The 16,844-nt window shown below is 61.9% G+C and carries 16 protein-coding genes and 1 pseudogene; 4 read left to right on the top strand and 13 right to left on the bottom strand.

The window, feature by feature from the left end; translation table 11 throughout:
• Positions 1-54: 54 nt before the first annotated feature.
• Positions 55-1,068: a tRNA dihydrouridine(20/20a) synthase DusA gene (dusA, locus tag GKR99_12785; protein ID NKB28375.1), complete on the top strand. Its 1,014-nt coding sequence runs from the start codon at positions 55-57 to the stop codon at positions 1,066-1,068.
• A 27-nt stretch (positions 1,069-1,095) separates the two neighbouring features.
• On the opposite strand, the gene GKR99_12780 is transcribed toward dusA, so the two are convergent.
• The 6 genes from GKR99_12780 to GKR99_12755 all read right to left on the bottom strand — a co-directional run bounded on the left by GKR99_12780 (position 1,096) and on the right by GKR99_12755 (position 7,670).
• Positions 1,096-2,256: an MFS transporter gene (locus GKR99_12780; GenBank protein ID NKB28374.1), complete on the bottom strand. Its 1,161-nt coding sequence runs from the start codon at positions 2,254-2,256 to the stop codon at positions 1,096-1,098.
• 38 nt (positions 2,257-2,294) lie between these two features.
• Positions 2,295-2,858: a hypothetical protein gene (locus GKR99_12775; GenBank protein ID NKB28373.1), complete on the bottom strand. Its 564-nt coding sequence runs from the start codon at positions 2,856-2,858 to the stop codon at positions 2,295-2,297.
• Positions 2,855-3,346, bottom strand: a complete 492-nt coding sequence (locus GKR99_12770) for a metal-dependent hydrolase (protein NKB28372.1) — start codon at positions 3,344-3,346, stop codon at positions 2,855-2,857. The genes GKR99_12775 and GKR99_12770 overlap by 4 nt, the downstream gene beginning before the upstream one ends.
• Before the next feature lie 165 nt (positions 3,347-3,511).
• Entirely contained in the window at positions 3,512-4,174 is a 663-nt protein-coding gene (locus GKR99_12765) for a thioredoxin domain-containing protein (protein NKB28371.1), read from the bottom strand.
• Positions 4,167-5,657, bottom strand: coding sequence for an AMP-binding protein (locus tag GKR99_12760; GenBank protein ID NKB28370.1), 1,491 nt, complete (start codon positions 5,655-5,657; stop codon positions 4,167-4,169). The genes GKR99_12765 and GKR99_12760 overlap by 8 nt, the downstream gene beginning before the upstream one ends.
• A gap of 201 nt (positions 5,658-5,858) precedes the next feature.
• Complete coding sequence (locus GKR99_12755; GenBank protein NKB28369.1) at positions 5,859-7,670, bottom strand: ABC transporter substrate-binding protein; 1,812 nt, start codon at positions 7,668-7,670, stop codon at positions 5,859-5,861.
• A gap of 292 nt (positions 7,671-7,962) precedes the next feature.
• Here GKR99_12755 and GKR99_12750 point away from each other — a divergent pair, with 292 nt between their 5' ends.
• A complete protein-coding gene (locus GKR99_12750) occupies positions 7,963-8,736 on the top strand; it encodes a 3-hydroxybutyrate dehydrogenase (GenBank protein NKB28368.1) in 774 nt (257 codons plus the stop codon).
• A gap of 385 nt (positions 8,737-9,121) precedes the next feature.
• Here the strand turns inward: GKR99_12750 and GKR99_12745 are convergent, their stop codons facing one another.
• Both GKR99_12745 and GKR99_12740 read right to left on the bottom strand, forming a co-directional pair.
• The gene (locus GKR99_12745) at positions 9,122-9,814 is read right to left on the bottom strand and encodes a DUF502 domain-containing protein (protein ID NKB28367.1); all 693 of its coding nucleotides are present in this window, start codon (positions 9,812-9,814) and stop codon (positions 9,122-9,124) included.
• 118 nt (positions 9,815-9,932) lie between these two features.
• On the bottom strand, positions 9,933-10,751 hold the full coding sequence (locus tag GKR99_12740) for a hypothetical protein (GenBank protein NKB28366.1): 819 nt from the start codon (positions 10,749-10,751) through the stop codon (positions 9,933-9,935).
• Between the two features lie 186 nt (positions 10,752-10,937).
• On the opposite strand from GKR99_12740, the pseudogene GKR99_12735 reads away from it, so the two are divergent.
• Positions 10,938-11,896 (top strand): annotated as a pseudogene (locus GKR99_12735) (IS630 family transposase).
• Between the two features lie 12 nt (positions 11,897-11,908).
• On the opposite strand, the gene GKR99_12730 reads toward GKR99_12735, so the two are convergent.
• The 5 genes from GKR99_12730 to GKR99_12710 all read right to left on the bottom strand — a co-directional run bounded on the left by GKR99_12730 (position 11,909) and on the right by GKR99_12710 (position 16,296).
• Positions 11,909-12,649 (bottom strand): hypothetical protein, encoded by a 741-nt coding sequence (locus GKR99_12730; GenBank protein NKB28365.1) that lies wholly within the window; start codon positions 12,647-12,649, stop codon positions 11,909-11,911.
• A gap of 200 nt (positions 12,650-12,849) precedes the next feature.
• Positions 12,850-13,761 (bottom strand): pseudouridine-5-phosphate glycosidase, encoded by a 912-nt coding sequence (locus GKR99_12725; protein ID NKB28364.1) that lies wholly within the window; start codon positions 13,759-13,761, stop codon positions 12,850-12,852.
• Complete coding sequence (locus tag GKR99_12720; GenBank protein ID NKB28363.1) at positions 13,758-14,669, bottom strand: kinase; 912 nt, start codon at positions 14,667-14,669, stop codon at positions 13,758-13,760. The genes GKR99_12725 and GKR99_12720 overlap by 4 nt, the downstream gene beginning before the upstream one ends.
• Before the next feature lie 669 nt (positions 14,670-15,338).
• Positions 15,339-15,746 carry a TetR family transcriptional regulator gene (locus GKR99_12715; GenBank protein ID NKB28362.1) on the bottom strand — a complete coding sequence of 136 codons (408 nt, stop codon included), beginning with the start codon at positions 15,744-15,746 and terminating at the stop codon, positions 15,339-15,341.
• The gene (locus GKR99_12710) at positions 15,679-16,296 is read right to left on the bottom strand and encodes a TetR family transcriptional regulator (protein ID NKB28361.1); all 618 of its coding nucleotides are present in this window, start codon (positions 16,294-16,296) and stop codon (positions 15,679-15,681) included. The genes GKR99_12715 and GKR99_12710 overlap by 68 nt, the downstream gene beginning before the upstream one ends.
• A gap of 188 nt (positions 16,297-16,484) precedes the next feature.
• Between GKR99_12710 and GKR99_12705 the strand changes: the two genes are divergently transcribed.
• Entirely contained in the window at positions 16,485-16,817 is a 333-nt protein-coding gene (locus GKR99_12705) for a hypothetical protein (GenBank protein ID NKB28360.1), read from the top strand.
• The last annotated feature ends 27 nt before the right edge of the window (positions 16,818-16,844 follow it).

The raw sequence follows: 16,844 nt of genomic DNA, 5'->3' as shown, positions 1-16,844 counted from the left end.
TATGTGTGCAAAATGGTCCCGAAAACCGGATCGCGGACCGTCGGAGAATTAGTGATGCCCTACAACGCAGCCGCTGAGGCGTCCCGCTTATCCGTCGCCCCGATGATGGATTGGACCGACAGCCATTGCCGTCTGTTCCATCGCCAGATGACGAAGCAGGCGTTGCTATATACCGAGATGATCACCTCGGCAGCGCTGATCCGGGGTGGGGCGCGGCATCTGCTTGACCATGAACCGGCCGAACACCCGGTCGCAATCCAACTCGGCGGGTCCGATCCGGGGGAATTGGCCGAGGCGACGGCATTAGCCGCTGCGGCGGGGTATGGCGAGGTGAACGTGAACATCGGCTGCCCGTCGGACCGGGTGCAATCGGGTTGTTTTGGTGCCGTCCTGATGGAACAGCCCGCACTGGTTGTGCGCTGCGTGCGTGCCATGGCCGAGGCGTCAGATGCCGAGGTGACGGTCAAATGCCGCATCGGCGTGGATGATCAGGATCCGGGTCAGGTGCTTCCGGATTTCCTGATGCGCATGCGCGATGCGGGCGTGCGGCGGGTGGCCGTTCATGCGCGCAAGGCCTGGTTGCAGGGCCTGTCGCCCAAGCAGAACCGGGTTGTGCCGCCGCTGGACTATCCGCTGGTGCTGGCGATGGCCGCGCGGTTTTCAGATCTGGAATTGACGATCAACGGCGGCATCACCTCGCTGGCGCAGGCGCGGGCGTTCCTTGACCAAGGCATGGCGGGGGTCATGATCGGGCGCGCGGCATATCACACCCCTGCGGATGTCCTGCTGGACGCGGATCGCGCGATCTTTGGCAGTACGACGCCTTCCCCGACGCGGCTGACGGTTGCCAATGGGATGCGCCCGCATATCTCGGCCCATCTGGCCGCTGGCGGTCGCTTGCATTCGATCACGCGGCATATGTTGGGGCTGTTCCACGGGATCCCCGGCGCGCGCGGTTGGCGGCGCACCCTGTCCGAAGGCGCAGCCCGCCCGGATGCGGGGCTGGAGGTGTTGGATGAAGCGCTCGACAATATCGCGCGTGCAACAGCCGACACCGCTGCCGCCTAAGCATTTGGCGCACAGGCAGCCCTGCGATCAGGCGCGCTCCTTCGGAACGGCCCTCATCAGGACCAGCGCCGCAACGGCATAGGCAAGCACCCCGGCGGCCACCGGCATCGGCGACCCGCTGAACGCCAGGCCCAGCGGAACCGCCATCAGGCTGCCCACGATGGTCGAGGTCGCCGACACAACCGACGCAGCCATGCCCGCGATATGCCCCATCGGCTCCATCGCCAACGCGTTCAGATTGCCGATGGTCAGCCCGGCCTGAAAGAAAATCCCGGTAATCCACAACAGCGTCAGCCAGAAGTACAGCAAGTTATCCAGCGGCAAAAGGATCGTGGCCAGAACCATCACGGCGCTGACGGCGATCTGCCCCGCCAGCGTTGCGCGCACCAGCCAGCGCATGCCCAATCGCCCGACAAACCGCGCGTTCAGGAACGCACCGCTGCCCGCCAACAGTGCAATCGCGCCGAAATACAGCGGGAACTGCGCGTTCAGCCCGAAAGTAATGTCGAATATCGGCTGCGCGCTGACCAAAATCGCAAACAGCATAGCAAAACACAGCGCCTGAACCCCTGTGGTCGCCATGACCTGCCGGTTACGAAGAACCTCGACCAACGCATGCCTCAGACGACCAGGTCGAAACGGCACCCGGTTTTCCGGCAAACGGGTTTCGGCCTGGCGAAGCCCCAGCCAAATCGCCGATATTGACGAGAAGACAACGAAAGCGACGAAGATCCCGCGCCACCCGGTGAACGCGATGATGCCGGCACCAATTGTCGGTGCGATTGCCGGAACAAGCGTGAATACGATCATCACGAAACTGATCAGCCGCGCCATATCCCGCCCGGAATACAGGTCGCGCACCATCGCCATTGCCGCAACCCGTGGACCCGCCGCGCCAAGACCCTGCAAGGCGCGGGCGGCAAACATCATCTCTAACCCCTCGGCCCGCCACGCCAGCAACGCCGCCACGATATAGATCGCCGTCCCGGTCAGCATGACAGTCTTGCGCCCGAAGGCATCCGAAAGCGGCCCGGCCACCAGCGTCCCGGCCCCCAGGCCAATTACAAAACTGATGATGATGCCCTGCGCGACGTTCGGCGCGTGCGGCGTAAGCTCGACCGCAATCTCGGGCAGCGCGGGCAGCATCGAGTCGATCGAAAACGCCACCGTCGCGGCCAGCATCGCCATCAATGCGACGAATTCAGCATAGGGCAGGCGGTGGCGTGTCACGATTGCGGGCGTCCAGAAATCGGGGCCAGACCGACCCGCTTGGCGTAATTTGAAAATTCGGGATCGCGGCGCGCCCAGAAGCGGTCCTCGACCACAGCGGCATAGAGCAATGCGCCCGTGCCCACAACCACCACCACCCAGCCAAGCGCGCTGCCCGCGAACAAGGCGATCCCGATCAGCGTTGCGATCTGGCCCAGATACTGCGGATGCCGCCGCCGCGCATATGCGCCCCGGGTCACCAGCCCGACATTCCAACCGCTGGGGCCCTTCAGCCCCAGCGCGGCAATGCCCTGTGACTGGATCACCGATCCCCAGGTCGACAGGCCGCCGCCCAATGTCCAGCGGATCCACGTCGGCAAGGCCAGCACGTTCCAATCCGCCGCGCAGACCCGGATCAACCCGACATAGATCAAAGCCGTCAGCCCCCAGGCCCAGATCGCCGTGATCCAGCCACCGTGATGCGGCGGCCAAAGGCGGCGGTTTGGGTAACGTTCGGACCAGAACAGGATTGCCACCCAGATCAGCGACGCACCGATGCCAAGCGTCAACCCGCTGCTCATCCGCCTGACGCAGCCCTGGCACGACGCGCGCCCAGGATCAAAGCGATGGCCGCAAACCAAATGGCAAGCTCAATCGCAAAGGTCCAATGCAGAAGAAATGACAGAATCCAATGGGGGTACGCCGCCGGAACTGTCACGAATTGATAGAGTTGAGGATCGAATGGCCAGGCCCAGGCGACGGATCCGGCGATGGTATCAAGCACCAGATGCAGCAGGATACCGGCAAAAAACGCATAAGCCGCGGGCAACCAGTCAGGGCGCAACGTCCGAAGTATCGGCAGAACAACTGCCGCCACGATCAACCAGAACCCGGGAATATGCACCCAATAGTGGTGATGATGAAACGCGCGATCATCAACGAAATAGAACCAGATCAAGTCAAAATCCGGCAGGATCGACGCGAAGATAAGCGCCCGGAACGGACCGCGGGCCTCCACCCGGCCCAACCGCGCCGCCACATACCCCGCCGGAAGATGCGCCGTAATCATCTGCCCGCCCGCACTTCCGACACCCCGCCACCAACCCGACCCAAACCCCTCATCGCAAACACAAAACGCACCCCATCATTGACCCAAAAATATCCCGGGGAGGTCTGGAGGGGCTGGCCCCTCCAGCCTTTCCAATCATCCACCGACCAGCGGATCGAACGATACTCAAGCCGCAGGGTCATCACCCGACGCCTCGGATGCTTGCTTTGCAATATCCTCGATCACCCGCGCCCAAAGGTCCGGCGGCTGCGCGCCCGGCAACACGTGCTGATTGGCCACGATGAATGTTGGCACCCCGGTCACGCCCTTCTTGCGCGCATGCGCATCGCGGGCGCGGATGTCGTCAAGGTCCGCATCGCTGTCCAACAGGCGCTCGGTCATGGCGCGGTCCATGCCGATCGCCTCGGTGATATCCAACAGGATGGCGCGATCACCGATGTCCTTGCCTTCCGCAAAATAGGCGCGGAACAGCGCGGCGACAGCGGCCGTTTGCCGACCTTCCAGCCCCGACCAGTGGATCAGACGATGCGCATCGATGGTGTTGGGCGTGCGCTGCATCGCGGCAAAGTCAATCTCCAGGCCCGCCGCCTTCGCCGCCTCTTCGATCCGGGAATAGACCTTCACGGCATTCTCCTTGCCGCCGAACTTTGTCTCCAGATAGTCTCGCCGGTCCATGCCACCCTCGGGCATGTCCGGGTTCAGCTGGAAGGGATGCCATTCAATCGTGAAGGGGTGATCCGGGTGCGCCTGAATCGCGGCATCCAGATTGGCCTTGCCGATATAGCACCAGGGGCAGATCGGATCAGATAGGATGTCGAGCTTAACCATTCTCGGCCTCATATTGGTCGCGCAGCGCGCGGCGCAGCAGCTTGTTGTTGGCCCCGCGCGGCAGGGCATCCATATGCACCCAGATGCGCGGACATTTATAGCGCGCCAGACGTGCAGCGGCATGAGCGGTCAGAGTGGCCTCGTCCAGCGGCGAAGTCGAGACATAGAATGCCCCGATCAGCGTCGTGTCCGGCTTGGGCCGCAGGGCGACGGCGGCGGCCTCGGCAATCTCGGGGTGGGTGGTCAGGGCGGCCTCAACCTCCAGCGGGCTGACGCGGAAACCGCCGGCGTTCAGCATGTCGTCAGCGCGGCCCAGATAGGTCACCGCGCCGCAATCGTCCATCGCGCCCATGTCCCCGGTTTCGAACCAGTCGCCACTCAATGCATCGTCGCCAAGATATCCCAGCATCAGCCCCGGATCGTCGCGGTGAATGGCGATGGTCCCGGGGGTGTCGGGCGGGGCAGGCTGCCCATCCCTCAGGATAGCCACCCGCCGCCCGTGCTGCGCAAACCCCAACGTGCCGGGCGGGGCCGGATGCGTCGGGCTTCCCGAGATGAAGGTCGAACATTCGGACATGCCGAACGCCTCATGCACCGCGGTTCCCGTCGCGGTCTGCCACTGCGCGCGTGTCGCATCGGGCAGCTTTTCGCCCGCACTTAGCCCGTGACGCAGGGCGGGCAGGGGCGGGACAGCTGCGCGCAACATTTGGCGATAGACACCCGGTGCGGCAGCAAAGATCGTCGCGCGGTGGCTGGCCAGCAGATCAGGCAGCGCCGTGGCGGGGGTTCCGGGCGCCGGGATCAACGCGGTCGCCCCCGCCGCCCAGGGGTCCAGCAGACCGGTGCCCAGCGTATAGGTCCAGTTGAACGCGCCCGCATGCAACAGCCGGTCGTCACCGCGCAGCCCATACCAGCCATCCCACATCATCCGACGCGCCCAGATCGCGCGATGCGCATGCACCACACCCCGCGCCTGCCCGCCTGTGCCCGAGGTATAGACGATATAGGCCGGACGCTCCGGTTCGCCCGTCTCCGGGTCCAGCGGCTTAGAGGACGCCATGGCGCGCAGATCACCAAGCGGCAGAACCGGGCAAGGCAGCGGCTCCGGCAAGGCAACACCAGGCGCCGACAGGATCAGGGCCGGGCGCAGATCCTGCGCGATTTCGGAAACCTCGGGCACTGTCAGCGCGGCTGAGGTTGGCACCGGCACCAATCCCGCCGCAATCGCGGCCAGATAAGCCACCGGGAAATCCACCGTATTGTCCAGCCGCAACAACACCCGCGCCCCGCGCGGTGCGCCGAGCGAAGCGAGGCCCCCGGCAGATCCAAGAATCGTGCGCTGCAGTCTGCCGTAATCCCAGCGTTCCGTGGTATCGCCAAGCAGCTCCAACGCGATCCTGTCGTCGGGCGCACCCGATCCGGCAAGGACATAGGCGGCCAGGTTGAATGGTGCCGGGCAGGGAAAGGTTGGGTTCACGGCCATGTGGCTCGGCTAAGCCCGGGGTGGGTGAAATGCAAGTTCACGCCGGGGTTTGTTCCACAATCTAGCCGGACTCCGAACGGGCCTGTTGAAGTGCTATCCGGGCAAGCGCCTGCCCGGCGCCTTTCAGGCTTGATTCCGGGCAGAAGCGAACATTTCAATCGTCATTTCAGGCAACACGTGTGGTTAGTGGCCCGCCGGGTATTACTCCTCAAACCACCACACATCCGGCATGAAGCCGATCCAGTCGCCGTAGATCTGTGTGGTCTCGGGCTTTCTCAGCTCTTTCACATGGGCCAGCCGCGACACCGGCGAATGCCAGAACGGGATCACATAGCGTCCGCTGGTCAGCACCCGGTCCAGCGCGCGGGTTGCGGAGACGAAATCATCCTGGCTGGGCGCGGCGAGGATTGCATTGATCATCGCTTCCGCCGCCGGTGACTTCATTCCCATCCAGTTGCGCGACCCATCTTCATCCGCCGCCTTGGCCGACCAATAGAAATTCTGCTCGTTCCCCGGGCTCAGCGACAAGGATCGCCGGTAGACCGCCATGTCAAAATCGAACGCGTTGGTCCGCTCACGCAGTTGCGCCGCATCGATGGCCGTGACCGTCGGGGTAATCCCCAACCGCTCCAGGCCCGAGACATAAAGATCAGTGATCTGCTGGTGCGAGGTTGTGCCCTGGTTCAACAGGATGTCGAAGGTAAATGCCTCACCGTTGGCATTGGCCATGACGCCGTCCTGAACGGTCCAGCCAGCTTGCTCCATCAGATCAAGTGCGGCGCGGATGCCCGCCCGGTTACGCTCGGTACCGTCACCTTCGGGTGGGGCATAACCCTCCAGCGCGCCGGGAAGCAGTTCATCTGCGAAGGGTTCCAGCAATTCCCGCACGCGCCCCTCCGCTGGGCCGGTATCCATGCCCAACACCGAGTTTGAGAAGTATGAGGTGATGCGCGGCTGCTCGGCGCCGTTCAGCGTCTGGTTGATGAATTCGAAGTTGAATGCATGGGTCAGCGCCTGACGCACCCGCCAGTCGGCGAACACCGGGTTGCGGGTGTTCATTACGAAGCCCCAGATGCCGGTCGGGCGCTGGTGCGCAATCTCGGACTGGACAACATCGCCCGATTGCACCGCCGGGAAATTGTACTGTTCGGCCCATTTGGCGGCGCTGCCTTCGCGGAACATCGTGGTGACGCCGCCCTTGAACGCCTCAAACGCAACGTCGCCGTCACCGAAATACTCATAGCGGATTTCGTCGAGGTTATGTTGCCCGCGCTGGCCGGGAACATCGGCGCCCCAATAATCCGGGTTCCGCACCAGAGAGATGAAGCGCGTCGGTTCGAACTCTCCGATCATGTAGGGGCCGGACCCGACGGGGATCAGATCAACGCCGCTTTCTGTGAAATCGCGCCCTTCGAACTGCGCCTTTTGCAGGATCGGGCGCAGGCCCATGATCAGCGGCAGTTCCCGGTCATCAACATCGTCGTTGAAGGTGAACCGCACACCACGCTCGCCGACCTTTTCGGCGCTGGCGATCTTGGCCCAGGAATTCCGGTATCGCCCGCTGCCCTCGGTCCCGAGTTTCTCAAAACTCCAGATCACATCCTCGGCCGTCACCGGATTGCCATCCGAGAACACGGCTTCCGGGCGCAGGTGGAATTCGACCCAGGTGCGTTCGGGGTTCGTCTCGATCGTTTCGGCCAGCAACCCGTAAAGGGTGAAGGGTTCGTCCCAACTGCGCACCATCAGCGATTCGAAGGCATAGGCGCGGATGCCGTAGGGCGCGCGGCCTTTTTCGATATAGGGGTTCAGGGAATCAAACGCGCCGGATTCGCCCAACACGATTCGCCCGCCCTTGGGCGCGTCGGGGTTCACATATGGAAAGGCGGTGAAATCGGTACCCTGTGCCGGCTGGCCGTACATGGCGATACCGTGTTGTGGTTCGGCGCTGGCACCGCCGACAAGGCAGGCCGCGAGGAGACTGCCGACGAATGCGCGAATAAGGGGCGAGGTCATAGCGATGCGAATCCTGTTCATGGCGGGTTGGCTTGACCCACAGCCTAGGGGTGGCGCGCGGGTGATTCAAACTTTTCCCTTGGCCACGACCACACTTAGGCGTATAAGCACCTTACTGCTCGATAGGTTTCTTGCCTGTATGAAACCTGCCTCAATAACTTAGCGCCCGCCTTGTGCGGGCGTTTTTTTGTGCGTCGGTCTGGCGCGCAAGCGGGCCGAAATTCGCCGGTTTCATGCGCTGAGCAGCAGCGATAAAGTGCCGCCAAATTCACCATTGTTAAAGGGATCGGGCATGAGTCTGGCAGGCAAGACGGCGGTTATCACCGGATCGAATTCAGGGATCGGGCTGGGGATTGCGCATGAAATGGCGAAGGCCGGGGCGGATGTTGTCCTGAACTCGTTCACCGACCGGGATGAGGATCACGCGCTTGCCGAATCACTGTCGCGTGAGCATGGAATCACTGCGCGATATATCGCCGCCGACCTGTCGGACGGGGATGCCGCCCGGCGATTGATCGCCGATGCGGGCGTCTGTGACATCCTGGTGAACAATGCGGGCCTACAACATGTGGCCCCTGTGGCCGAGTTCCCCCCCGAGAAGTGGGATCAGATCATCTCGATCATGCTGAACGCCCCGTTTCACACAACAGCCGTTGCGCTGCCGATGATGCGCGAGGCGGGTTGGGGCAGGGTGATCAACATCGCCTCGGCCCACGGGCTTCGGGCGTCACCCTTCAAATCGGCCTATGTGACGGCAAAACATGGTGTGGTGGGGATGACCAAAGTGGTCGCGCTGGAAACCGCTGAGGAGGCGATTACCGCCAACGCCATCTGCCCCGGCTATGTGCTGACCCCACTGATCGAGGCGCAAATCCCCGAGACGATGAAAGAATACGGGATGGACCGCGAGACGGCGTTGCGCGACGTCATTCTGAAGCGCCAGCCCAGCCATGAATTCACCACCATCGAACAAGTTGGGGGAATCGCTGTCTTCCTGTGCACAGAATCGGCTGCCCAGATCACCGGCACGACCATCAGTTCCGATGGCGGCTGGACGGCGATGTAGCGGTTGTGGGGGTCATTTGGGCCGGGGCTGTGACCTATCTGCCACGGATGGCGGCACATAGGTTGGCGCGTGCCACGGGGCGACTGCGCCTTTTACGCACGCACGAAAGCGCCTGACCGAAACACCTGATCCGCCACCTCGTTCAGGCGGCCAGAGTTTCAGCTGATTGTGTTGAAAAACTCCGTTTTAGGGCCTGAACGATGATTTTTCTTTCCATGCAGCCCGATCCTAAATTTTTGGCGCGGGGGTCGGCCCAAATCGCCTACATGCGCTCACGCGCAGCCATGCGCTGTCTCGTGGTCAAAGCTTTCCGACTATTTCGCTTCATAGGTTTTCGCAAGAAATCCGCGACGCTCTGATTTCGGAGTTTTTCAACACAATCGGCTCAGCCCGTGCCCTCATCCGGCGGCACCGTCGGATCCTTGCCGTTGGGATAGACCAGCCCGGCCGAGATCACGAGTTTCGCCGCATCCTCGACCGACATCTCCAGCAAGATCACGTCGACTATCGGCACGAACAGCAGGAAACCGGACGTCGGGTTCGGCGTGGTCGGCAGGAAGACCGAAACGATATCGCCCTGATTGATGCCTGACCGGATCTCTCCCTTGCCAGAGGTTGACACGAAGGCAATCGCCCAGATGCCTTTCCTTGGGTATTCAACCAGACAGGCCTTGTCGAAACTGGTGTCGGTCTGCGCAAAAACCGTTTCGGCGATCTGCTTCAACCCGTTGTAGATCGAACGGACGACAGGCACCCCGTCAACCAGGCTTTCCGCCCAACGCAGAATCCCACGCCCGATGACGCCCTTGGCGATCCAGCCCACCAGTATCGTGAAAATCAGGAAGATGATCACGCCGATGCCGCGCAAATCGAAGCCGACGTATTGGTTCGGCTGCCACTGGCGCGGCACGAACGGAAGCACAACGCCGTCGATCCAGCCCACAACCGTCCAGATCAGCCAGAACGTCAGGCTGATCGGCGCGATGACCACCAGACCCGTCAGAAAGCTGGCGCGAAAGCCTGCGAACAGGCCGCGCCGCTTCCGCTCAGGCGGTTCGGGGGAAATGGGTGACGTCATCACGGCTCCGCAGTGGTATCATGCTTGATTTAGTATGAGACGGGGCAAACAACAACGCGCCATATTGAGAATTGGCGTTTCATCCGCTGTCGAGCGCACCGCCCGTGCGCCGGATACCTCAGTAAGAACAGTCCAGTTCCGCCCCCAGATTTTCCCAACCCAGCTGCCCCTCGACCCATTTGGACCCGGTCCAGCGCTTGCGGAATGCGCGCCGCGTCGTGCCGGTGCAGAACAGGTGGATTTCGGGGTCAGAGTTGATCTGCCCCGGTATCGCAAGCGCAGTTGGGCTGTCGATCGCTTCACCACCCAGGTTTTCCCATTCCGCCGTCCAGGTGCCGTTTTCCCGGATCTTTCGGAAGATCCGCCGGCTTGTCCCGCGAACAAACAGATGCAGGCGGCCATCAAACCCGTCGATCAGGCAGGGATCACCCAGAACCTCGCGCCCCAGTTCCTGCCAGTCCTGCTCCAGATTGCCGGTCTTCAGGTCGACAATCGCGTGGTACAATATCGCCAGATAGTCGTTGTTGAGGTAATTGGTGCGGATCACCAGATGCGCCTTGCCGTCCACTATCCGCACCACAGGCGGCGAAGACGTCGAATGCATACCAACGGTCATCCAGTCTGTGTTTCCAGGCTGCCAGACCGTGCCATCGTGATACTTCAACAGCGGCTCGCCTTTGGGGCTGGCGGCCGCGATTGCCACATAGTCTCCGGCGCTGTCGGCCGTGATGCGCCCGATGACCGGACCTCCCAGAAGATCCCAACCCGAAGCGGCGGTGTCCCAGCTTAGATCCGGATTCTGGATCTTGTAGAACGCGCGCCCGCTTGTGCCCCGCACAAAGGCCCAGATACGTCCCTGCCGCCAGATCACCGTTGGAGTCGTGGTGATTGTCCCGCCCAGGGACTGCCAATCAGACCACTTGCCATCCCGGAACAAGGCCGCAACTGGCGCGTGATCGTCTCGGCGGCGTGCGACGGTCGCAATTGTCCCGTTCGAGGCGCTGCGATAAGCAATCCCCGGCGCGCCCGAAATCGTGCCCTAAAGCGTTTCGTCTTGAACCTGAATCGCGAGGGATTCCCTTGAGACCTGATCTGTGATTCATCCTGTTTGGGAGGATGGATCATGTCAGCACCTTTGCCATCTGCGCTTCGGATACGGTTTCAGAGATACATTGAAGAAGGGTTGAGCGGGCGCGCGGCGGCGTTGCGGTTGAAGCTGTCGCCTGCCACAGGCGCGCGGTGGGCGCGTCAGGTGAGGATGAAGGGTCATGCGGAACCTGCCCGGCAGGGACCGCCGCGCGGCAAGGGAAAGCTGGCTCCGCATCGGGAATTCTTTGAGGAGTTGATCGCACAAGACCCTGACATCACGCTCTTTGAGTTGCGTAATGCGCTGGCCGATGCAGAGGGTGTGCGGGTGCATCACTCCTCCATCGCCAACCTTCTGTCCCGGCTCGGCTTCACGTACAAAAAAAGTCGCTGGTCGCAACCGAGCGCCGCCGCGCCAAGGTAAGGCAGCAACGGGCCGACTGGTTCAGATACCGCTCGCCAGCCATTGCGACCTTTCCTGAGCGCGTTGTCTTTATTGACGAAACCGCAGTGAAGACAAACCTCACGCGCCTACGCGGCAGAGCCAAGCGCGGTAAGCGCCTGACGATGGATGCGCCCTTCGGAAGCTGGGGAACCCAAACCTTGATCGCGGGCCTGACCCAAGGCGCGCTGATCGCACCTTGGGTCATCAAGGGAGCGATAGATGGCCCCGCCTTCGCGGCCTACATCCGCGAAGTGCTGGTCCCCGAGATCAACCCCGGCACTGTCGTCATTCTCGACAACCTGGCAACCCACCGGAATAAGGAGGCGACGCAGGCTTTACGCAATCACGGCTGCTGGTTCCTTTACCTGCCACCGTACTCGCCCGACCTGAATCCCATCGAGCAGGCCTTCTCTAAACTGAAAGCCCATTTGCGACGGATCGGGGCCAGGTCCTTTACCCAGGTCTTCGAAGCAATCGGAGCAATCTGCGATCTCTACGACCCAGTAGAATGCTGGAACTACTTTAAGGCCGCCGGATATGTCTCAGGTTAATGTCGAAACGCTTTAAAGCGCCGTGTCAAAATCATCTGCCACGTTCCAGGCGTTTCCGTCCCAGGTTTTCGACAGCATCTTTTGGTGCAGCCCGCGCGACAAAAGCGTATAGCGGCCATCGTTCCAATAAGTCGCCTGAACGGCGCCCTGATATGGATAGAAGTCGCCAATGTCGGACCGATCCCGCCATGACAACACCGGAGTGTTCCCGATCGAGAATCCGTCATTGGTCCAGTCCGCCGGAATTTCGTAGATCATGATCGAGTCGCGGTCGAACCGCCCGACTGACTTGCCACTCCAACCATGTCGGTCGAAAATATTTCGTTCGACATCGAAGCGTGACATGCCGAATTCGGCCTCGGCGAAGGCGTAAACAACTTCGCGATTCCAGTCGATCGTCAGGCCCGGGTGCTGGTGTTCGTGGTGCAGCCCAAGCGCATGCCCGAATTCATGCGCAATCACGTCCGGGCCTGGGCGGAACCCGCGATAATGCATCGAGGCAACCCCGAAGAAAGTCGGCAGGTCAGCGTCCGTGCCAATTACGGATGAATTCTTTTTGTGGTCGAATATGATCCTGATCTCTGAAGGCCCGTCTGACACCTTCTCGAAATGGATATTCGCATATTTCGACCATGCCCGGGCAGCGACCAGAACGCGATCCTGCTGGGCGGCGGTCCCATTCGTGAACGAGACCCGCAAGACACTGCCGACGCGCCAGAATTTGCCGTACTCACCGATCAGCGCCTGATGCAGAAAAACGGGTCGGTATCAGGCATATCAAATCTCGTGGTTTGCGTCGCTGAACCGCAGCGTAGCGAGCCGACTGTGCTGTGTCCCGCCGTTACGCGGTATTCATTTGCGCATTGGTGTAAAAAATACGTTCCGCAACAGACGCTTACCTGTCAACGGGGAGAGATCAGGTCTGGACTATGTTCTTTCGCCAGCTTAAGCGTCTAAATCGCCGCCAGTTCCTTGGCGATGCCAGCGGCCAGCCGGGCGTTGTTGAGGACCAGCGCGATATTCGCCGTCAGAGAGCGGCCTTGCGTCAGCGTAAAAATCCGGTCCAGCAGAAACGGCGTGACGGCTTTGGCGGCGATGCCTTCGGCGGCTGCATCGGCCAGCGCCTGTTCGATCACCGGCATGATCTGGTCGCGGGCGATCTCATCCGCCGGGGGTATCGGATTGGTGACCAGCTGCCCACCCGGCAGGCCCATGGCCGCTCGCATCCGGTGCGCGGCGGCAATCTGCGCGGCGCTGTCCATCCGCAGCGGCGCGGTCAGCCCCGCGTCCCGCGACCAGAAGGCCGGCAGGGCCGCCTGTTGATACGCAATGACCGGCACGCCGAGTGTCTCCAGAACCTCGAGCGTTTTTGGCAAATCCAGGATTGCCTTCGCACCTGCACAGACCACAGTCACCGGCGTCTCGGACAGCTCGCGCAGGTCTGCTGAGATATCGAACGACTGTTCAGCCCCGCGGTGCACCCCGCCGACACCGCCAGTCGCAAACACCTCGATCCCGGCCAGCCGGGCCGCGATCATCGTTGCGGCCACGGTGGTTGCCCCGGTGCCGCCAGTGGCAAGGCACGCGGCGAAATCGGCGCGGGACAGTTTCGCGACATCCTTGGCCTGCGCCAGCGCCACAAGCTGATCGTCGGTGATCCCGACATGCAATGCCCCGTCGATCACAGCCATCGTGGCAGGAACCGCACCATGGGCGCGCACTTCGGTCTCGACCGCGCGTGCAGTGTCAACGTTTTGCGGCCAGGGCATGCCGTGGGTGATGATCGTGCTTTCCAGCGCGACCAGCGGCGAACAGGCGGCGCGTGCAGCTTCGACCTCGGGGGAATAGCGGATGGTTGGGGTCACAGTGGGGTTTCTCCGGATACGTAATCAGCAGCGATGCGCAGTGCGCGGTCCAGGGCGTCTTGGGCGTTTGCGCCGCGACGTTCGGCAACGATATGGGCGGCCATGAAGGTATCGCCTGCGCCAGTAACACGCGTGACCATGACCTGCCGCGGGCGGGCGGTAGCACTTGCGCCATCGCTTTGGGCGAATGTCGCCGGATCGCCCCCGGCGGTGACCACGACACGCTGCGCACCGCGTGCGATCAGGGCCGCGGCGGCACCCTCGGACCCGTCAAAATCTGTGTGGCACAGCAACCCGGCCTCTTCCAGGTTCACGTAGAGTGTGGCGCGCGGGTGCTTCAGCAGCGGTTGCAGCCGTTCCACTTTCCCCGGAGAGGCAGGCGCAATGCGCAAATCAGCCGCGGCAAACAGCGGGCTTTCGGCAATCCGGGCCAGCAGATCCTCGGTCAGGTTTCCATCCAGCGCAATCGGGCCGGGGTAGGGGGCGTCTGCACCTCCCAACCGCCCGTCTGACAGGGGCCGCAGGATCTTGTCGCCCGCTGCCTCTAGCGAGTGTGCATCGGCGACCGCCGCAATCAGCCCGTTCGCGCCCTCAACCGCCATATAGCGATCCGTGGGCAGGTCGTCCGAGAGATAGGCAAATTCCGTCACCAGCCCCATGCGCTGACATTGCCCGATCAGCTCGGTCCCCTCAGCGTCGCGCCCCACGGCTGTCATCAGGACACGGCGCATCCCCTGTCGTGCCAGTTGCATCGCAATATTCAGCGCCACACCGCCCGGCAGCCGGGTAATTCGCCCCGGGCGATCTGCGCCCACGGTCATATGACTGGCCGAACGCCCGATGATGTCCCACAGGACAGAACCAATGCACAGAATGTCGGGCGGGTTTGTGATGGGGCTGTCTGTCATGTCCCCGCTTATCGGCTGGGGCAGGGCGAGGTGCAAGACGGGCGTTGCACCAATGGTCAGGGCGCGCGCCGGACCACTGATCCGGCATGTCTGGTTTGAATGATGGTCTGTCTGACAAGGATGGGGCTGTAAGAACAGTGAGACCGAAACGCTATAGGAATTGCCTGCGCCCGGTGCGCGCCAAAGGCGCAGGGCGCACGCCGGACCGGCCCCACCGGTCAGGCGTCGGTTTGAGGTGGTCACATCCCGGTTAGTTGACGGCTAACACCTCCCCATAAATCATGCCTATCCCCGTTGCAGCGCCAGTCCGCCGGTCCGGCGCGCGCCCGGCTAAAGTCGGGCGACGATGACAGGCTGCGTATCCGTCGAACCAGCTGTGCCGAATTATTCGGTCCCGACCTAACCACGCCCAGCCGCGAACATCAGCTTTATGACCGAGCGATACATCCCGATCTGTGCCGCGATCAACTCTGGCGCCTGATGCGCTTTGGACAGGATGATACCCCCGTCGATACATACGCCCAGCATATCGGCCAGATCGTCAAGATCGACCTGCGTGTTCGGCGGATAGACCTCTGCGATCTCATCGAGAATGTGGCGGAACCGGCGGCGCCAGCTTTCTGAGGATCGGCGCGTCAGGCTGTGAACCCGGGCTTCATACAGACGCTCCTAATAGACCGTCATCGCCACCAGACACCCCGGATGCACATCGGGCAGGTCGGTAAAGACATCCTGCAACATCTTCAGACCGATCAGAAACGCGTGCAACGGATCATCGCTGAGGTGACGCGCCTCTGCGAAAATACGGTCGAAGACGGCGTTATTCTCGTCCATGAACATATGCATCAGACCTTCGGCCAATGCGGTCTTGTCGGCGAAGTGATAAAAGACACCACTGCGCGAGACACCCGCCTGTTCGGCGACCCGGTTGATGGTGGTGCGGTCAAACCCCTCGCTCAGCACCATCTGCATGGCGTGCTTCAGGATCTCTATGCGGGTGTCCATCGCCTCAGTTCGCGCCGGGGCTGAACAGCAACTTAATATAGGAACGGAACAGCATGATCTGGCGCACCACATGGGTCGGATCGCCGAATATTTTGTTGAGGATGATCCCCCCCTCGGACACGCCGGTGACCATGTCTGCCAGATCGTCAAGGTCGACCGCATCGCGCGGCGGGTATTGTTCGACGATCTCCTCAAGATAGCCCTTGAAACGCGCGCGCCAGGCGGTTGCGCCATCCTTGTTGCGCTGTCGCACGCCGGCATCGAACAACCGATCCTGATACGCCGCCGTTGCCACCAGACAACCGGGATGGCCGCCGGGGATATCCTCCAACAGCTCGGCCAGCAGCTTCAGGCCGATCAGAAACACCTGCAACGGATCATCGCTAAGCTCGCGCGCGCGCCCGAACAGATTGTCGAACAGGCTGTCTTCCTCATCAATGTAGCGTTCGATCAACGCCTGCGCCAAAGCGTTCTTGTCGGGGAAATGATAAAAGAACCCACCTTTCGAGATCTCGGCCTCGGCCACAATCTCCTCGATCGAGGTGGCGTCGAATCCCTTGGCCAGAACCGCCGATTGGGCGATATCCAGAATCCGGGTGCGGGTGTTTGATATGCGCGCCATGTGGCTGATTTACTGTACCACGAGTCCAGTTTCCAGCCTGACAAGCCCGGGCGGCAAAGGCCCGCCGTCGTGAAACCCCAACAATTTATGAACGATACCGGCCGACCCCCGACTGTACCACAGGGCGACTGTTCCGGTCGGCCCGAATTCTGGCATGCATTGCCGCATCAATTCATCGGAGATACCTCATGAAAACCTCAACTACGATTGACGCGCTGAAATCCACCACCCGCCCCTGGCTGACAGACGGCGGCTTTGAAACCACGATGCTGTTCATCGAAGGGTTCGACCTGCCCAGCTTTGCGGCCATCGTCCTTCTGGACAATGCCCAGGCTCGGCTGAAAATGACCGCTTATTTCGACCGTTTTCTGACCATGGCTGCGGACGCCGGGACTGGCTTTGTGCTGGACACCAACACCTGGCGCGGGGCGCCGCATTGGGGCGCGGAACTGGGTCGCAGCGAAGCTGACATGCTGCGCCGATTCTGTGGAAAAACAACGTGTTGCGGGCGCAGAAAGTAGCGATTTGAACATAGCGCGAGCGCCTTT

The sequence above is a fragment of the Paracoccaceae bacterium genome (assembly GCA_012103375.1).
In the GTDB taxonomy this organism is placed as follows: Bacteria; Pseudomonadota; Alphaproteobacteria; order Rhodobacterales; family Rhodobacteraceae; genus WLWX01.
This window is presented reverse-complemented; position numbering and strand designations above follow the sequence as displayed.

What these genes read in the sequence shown, in the direction of transcription:
- GKR99_12770 (NKB28372.1), bottom strand. Translation starts at nt 3,346, where the DNA reads ATGATTACGGCGCATCTTCCGGCGGGGTATGTGGCGGCGCGGTTGGGC.
- GKR99_12775 (NKB28373.1), bottom strand. Translation starts at nt 2,858, where the DNA reads ATGAGCAGCGGGTTGACGCTTGGCATCGGTGCGTCGCTGATCTGGGTG.
- GKR99_12745 (NKB28367.1), bottom strand. Translation starts at nt 9,814, where the DNA reads ATGACGTCACCCATTTCCCCCGAACCGCCTGAGCGGAAGCGGCGCGGC.
- GKR99_12760 (NKB28370.1), bottom strand. Translation starts at nt 5,657, where the DNA reads ATGGCCGTGAACCCAACCTTTCCCTGCCCGGCACCATTCAACCTGGCC.
- GKR99_12755 (NKB28369.1), bottom strand. Translation starts at nt 7,670, where the DNA reads ATGACCTCGCCCCTTATTCGCGCATTCGTCGGCAGTCTCCTCGCGGCC.
- GKR99_12705 (NKB28360.1), top strand. Translation starts at nt 16,485, where the DNA reads ATGAAAACCTCAACTACGATTGACGCGCTGAAATCCACCACCCGCCCC.
- GKR99_12710 (NKB28361.1), bottom strand. Translation starts at nt 16,296, where the DNA reads ATGGCGCGCATATCAAACACCCGCACCCGGATTCTGGATATCGCCCAA.
- GKR99_12715 (NKB28362.1), bottom strand. Translation starts at nt 15,746, where the DNA reads ATGTGGTGCGCCAGATCATGCTGTTCCGTTCCTATATTAAGTTGCTGT.
- GKR99_12765 (NKB28371.1), bottom strand. Translation starts at nt 4,174, where the DNA reads ATGGTTAAGCTCGACATCCTATCTGATCCGATCTGCCCCTGGTGCTAT.
- GKR99_12750 (NKB28368.1), top strand. Translation starts at nt 7,963, where the DNA reads ATGAGTCTGGCAGGCAAGACGGCGGTTATCACCGGATCGAATTCAGGG.
- GKR99_12780 (NKB28374.1), bottom strand. Translation starts at nt 2,256, where the DNA reads ATGGCGATGCTGGCCGCGACGGTGGCGTTTTCGATCGACTCGATGCTG.
- GKR99_12720 (NKB28363.1), bottom strand. Translation starts at nt 14,669, where the DNA reads ATGACAGACAGCCCCATCACAAACCCGCCCGACATTCTGTGCATTGGT.
- dusA (NKB28375.1), top strand. Translation starts at nt 55, where the DNA reads ATGCCCTACAACGCAGCCGCTGAGGCGTCCCGCTTATCCGTCGCCCCG.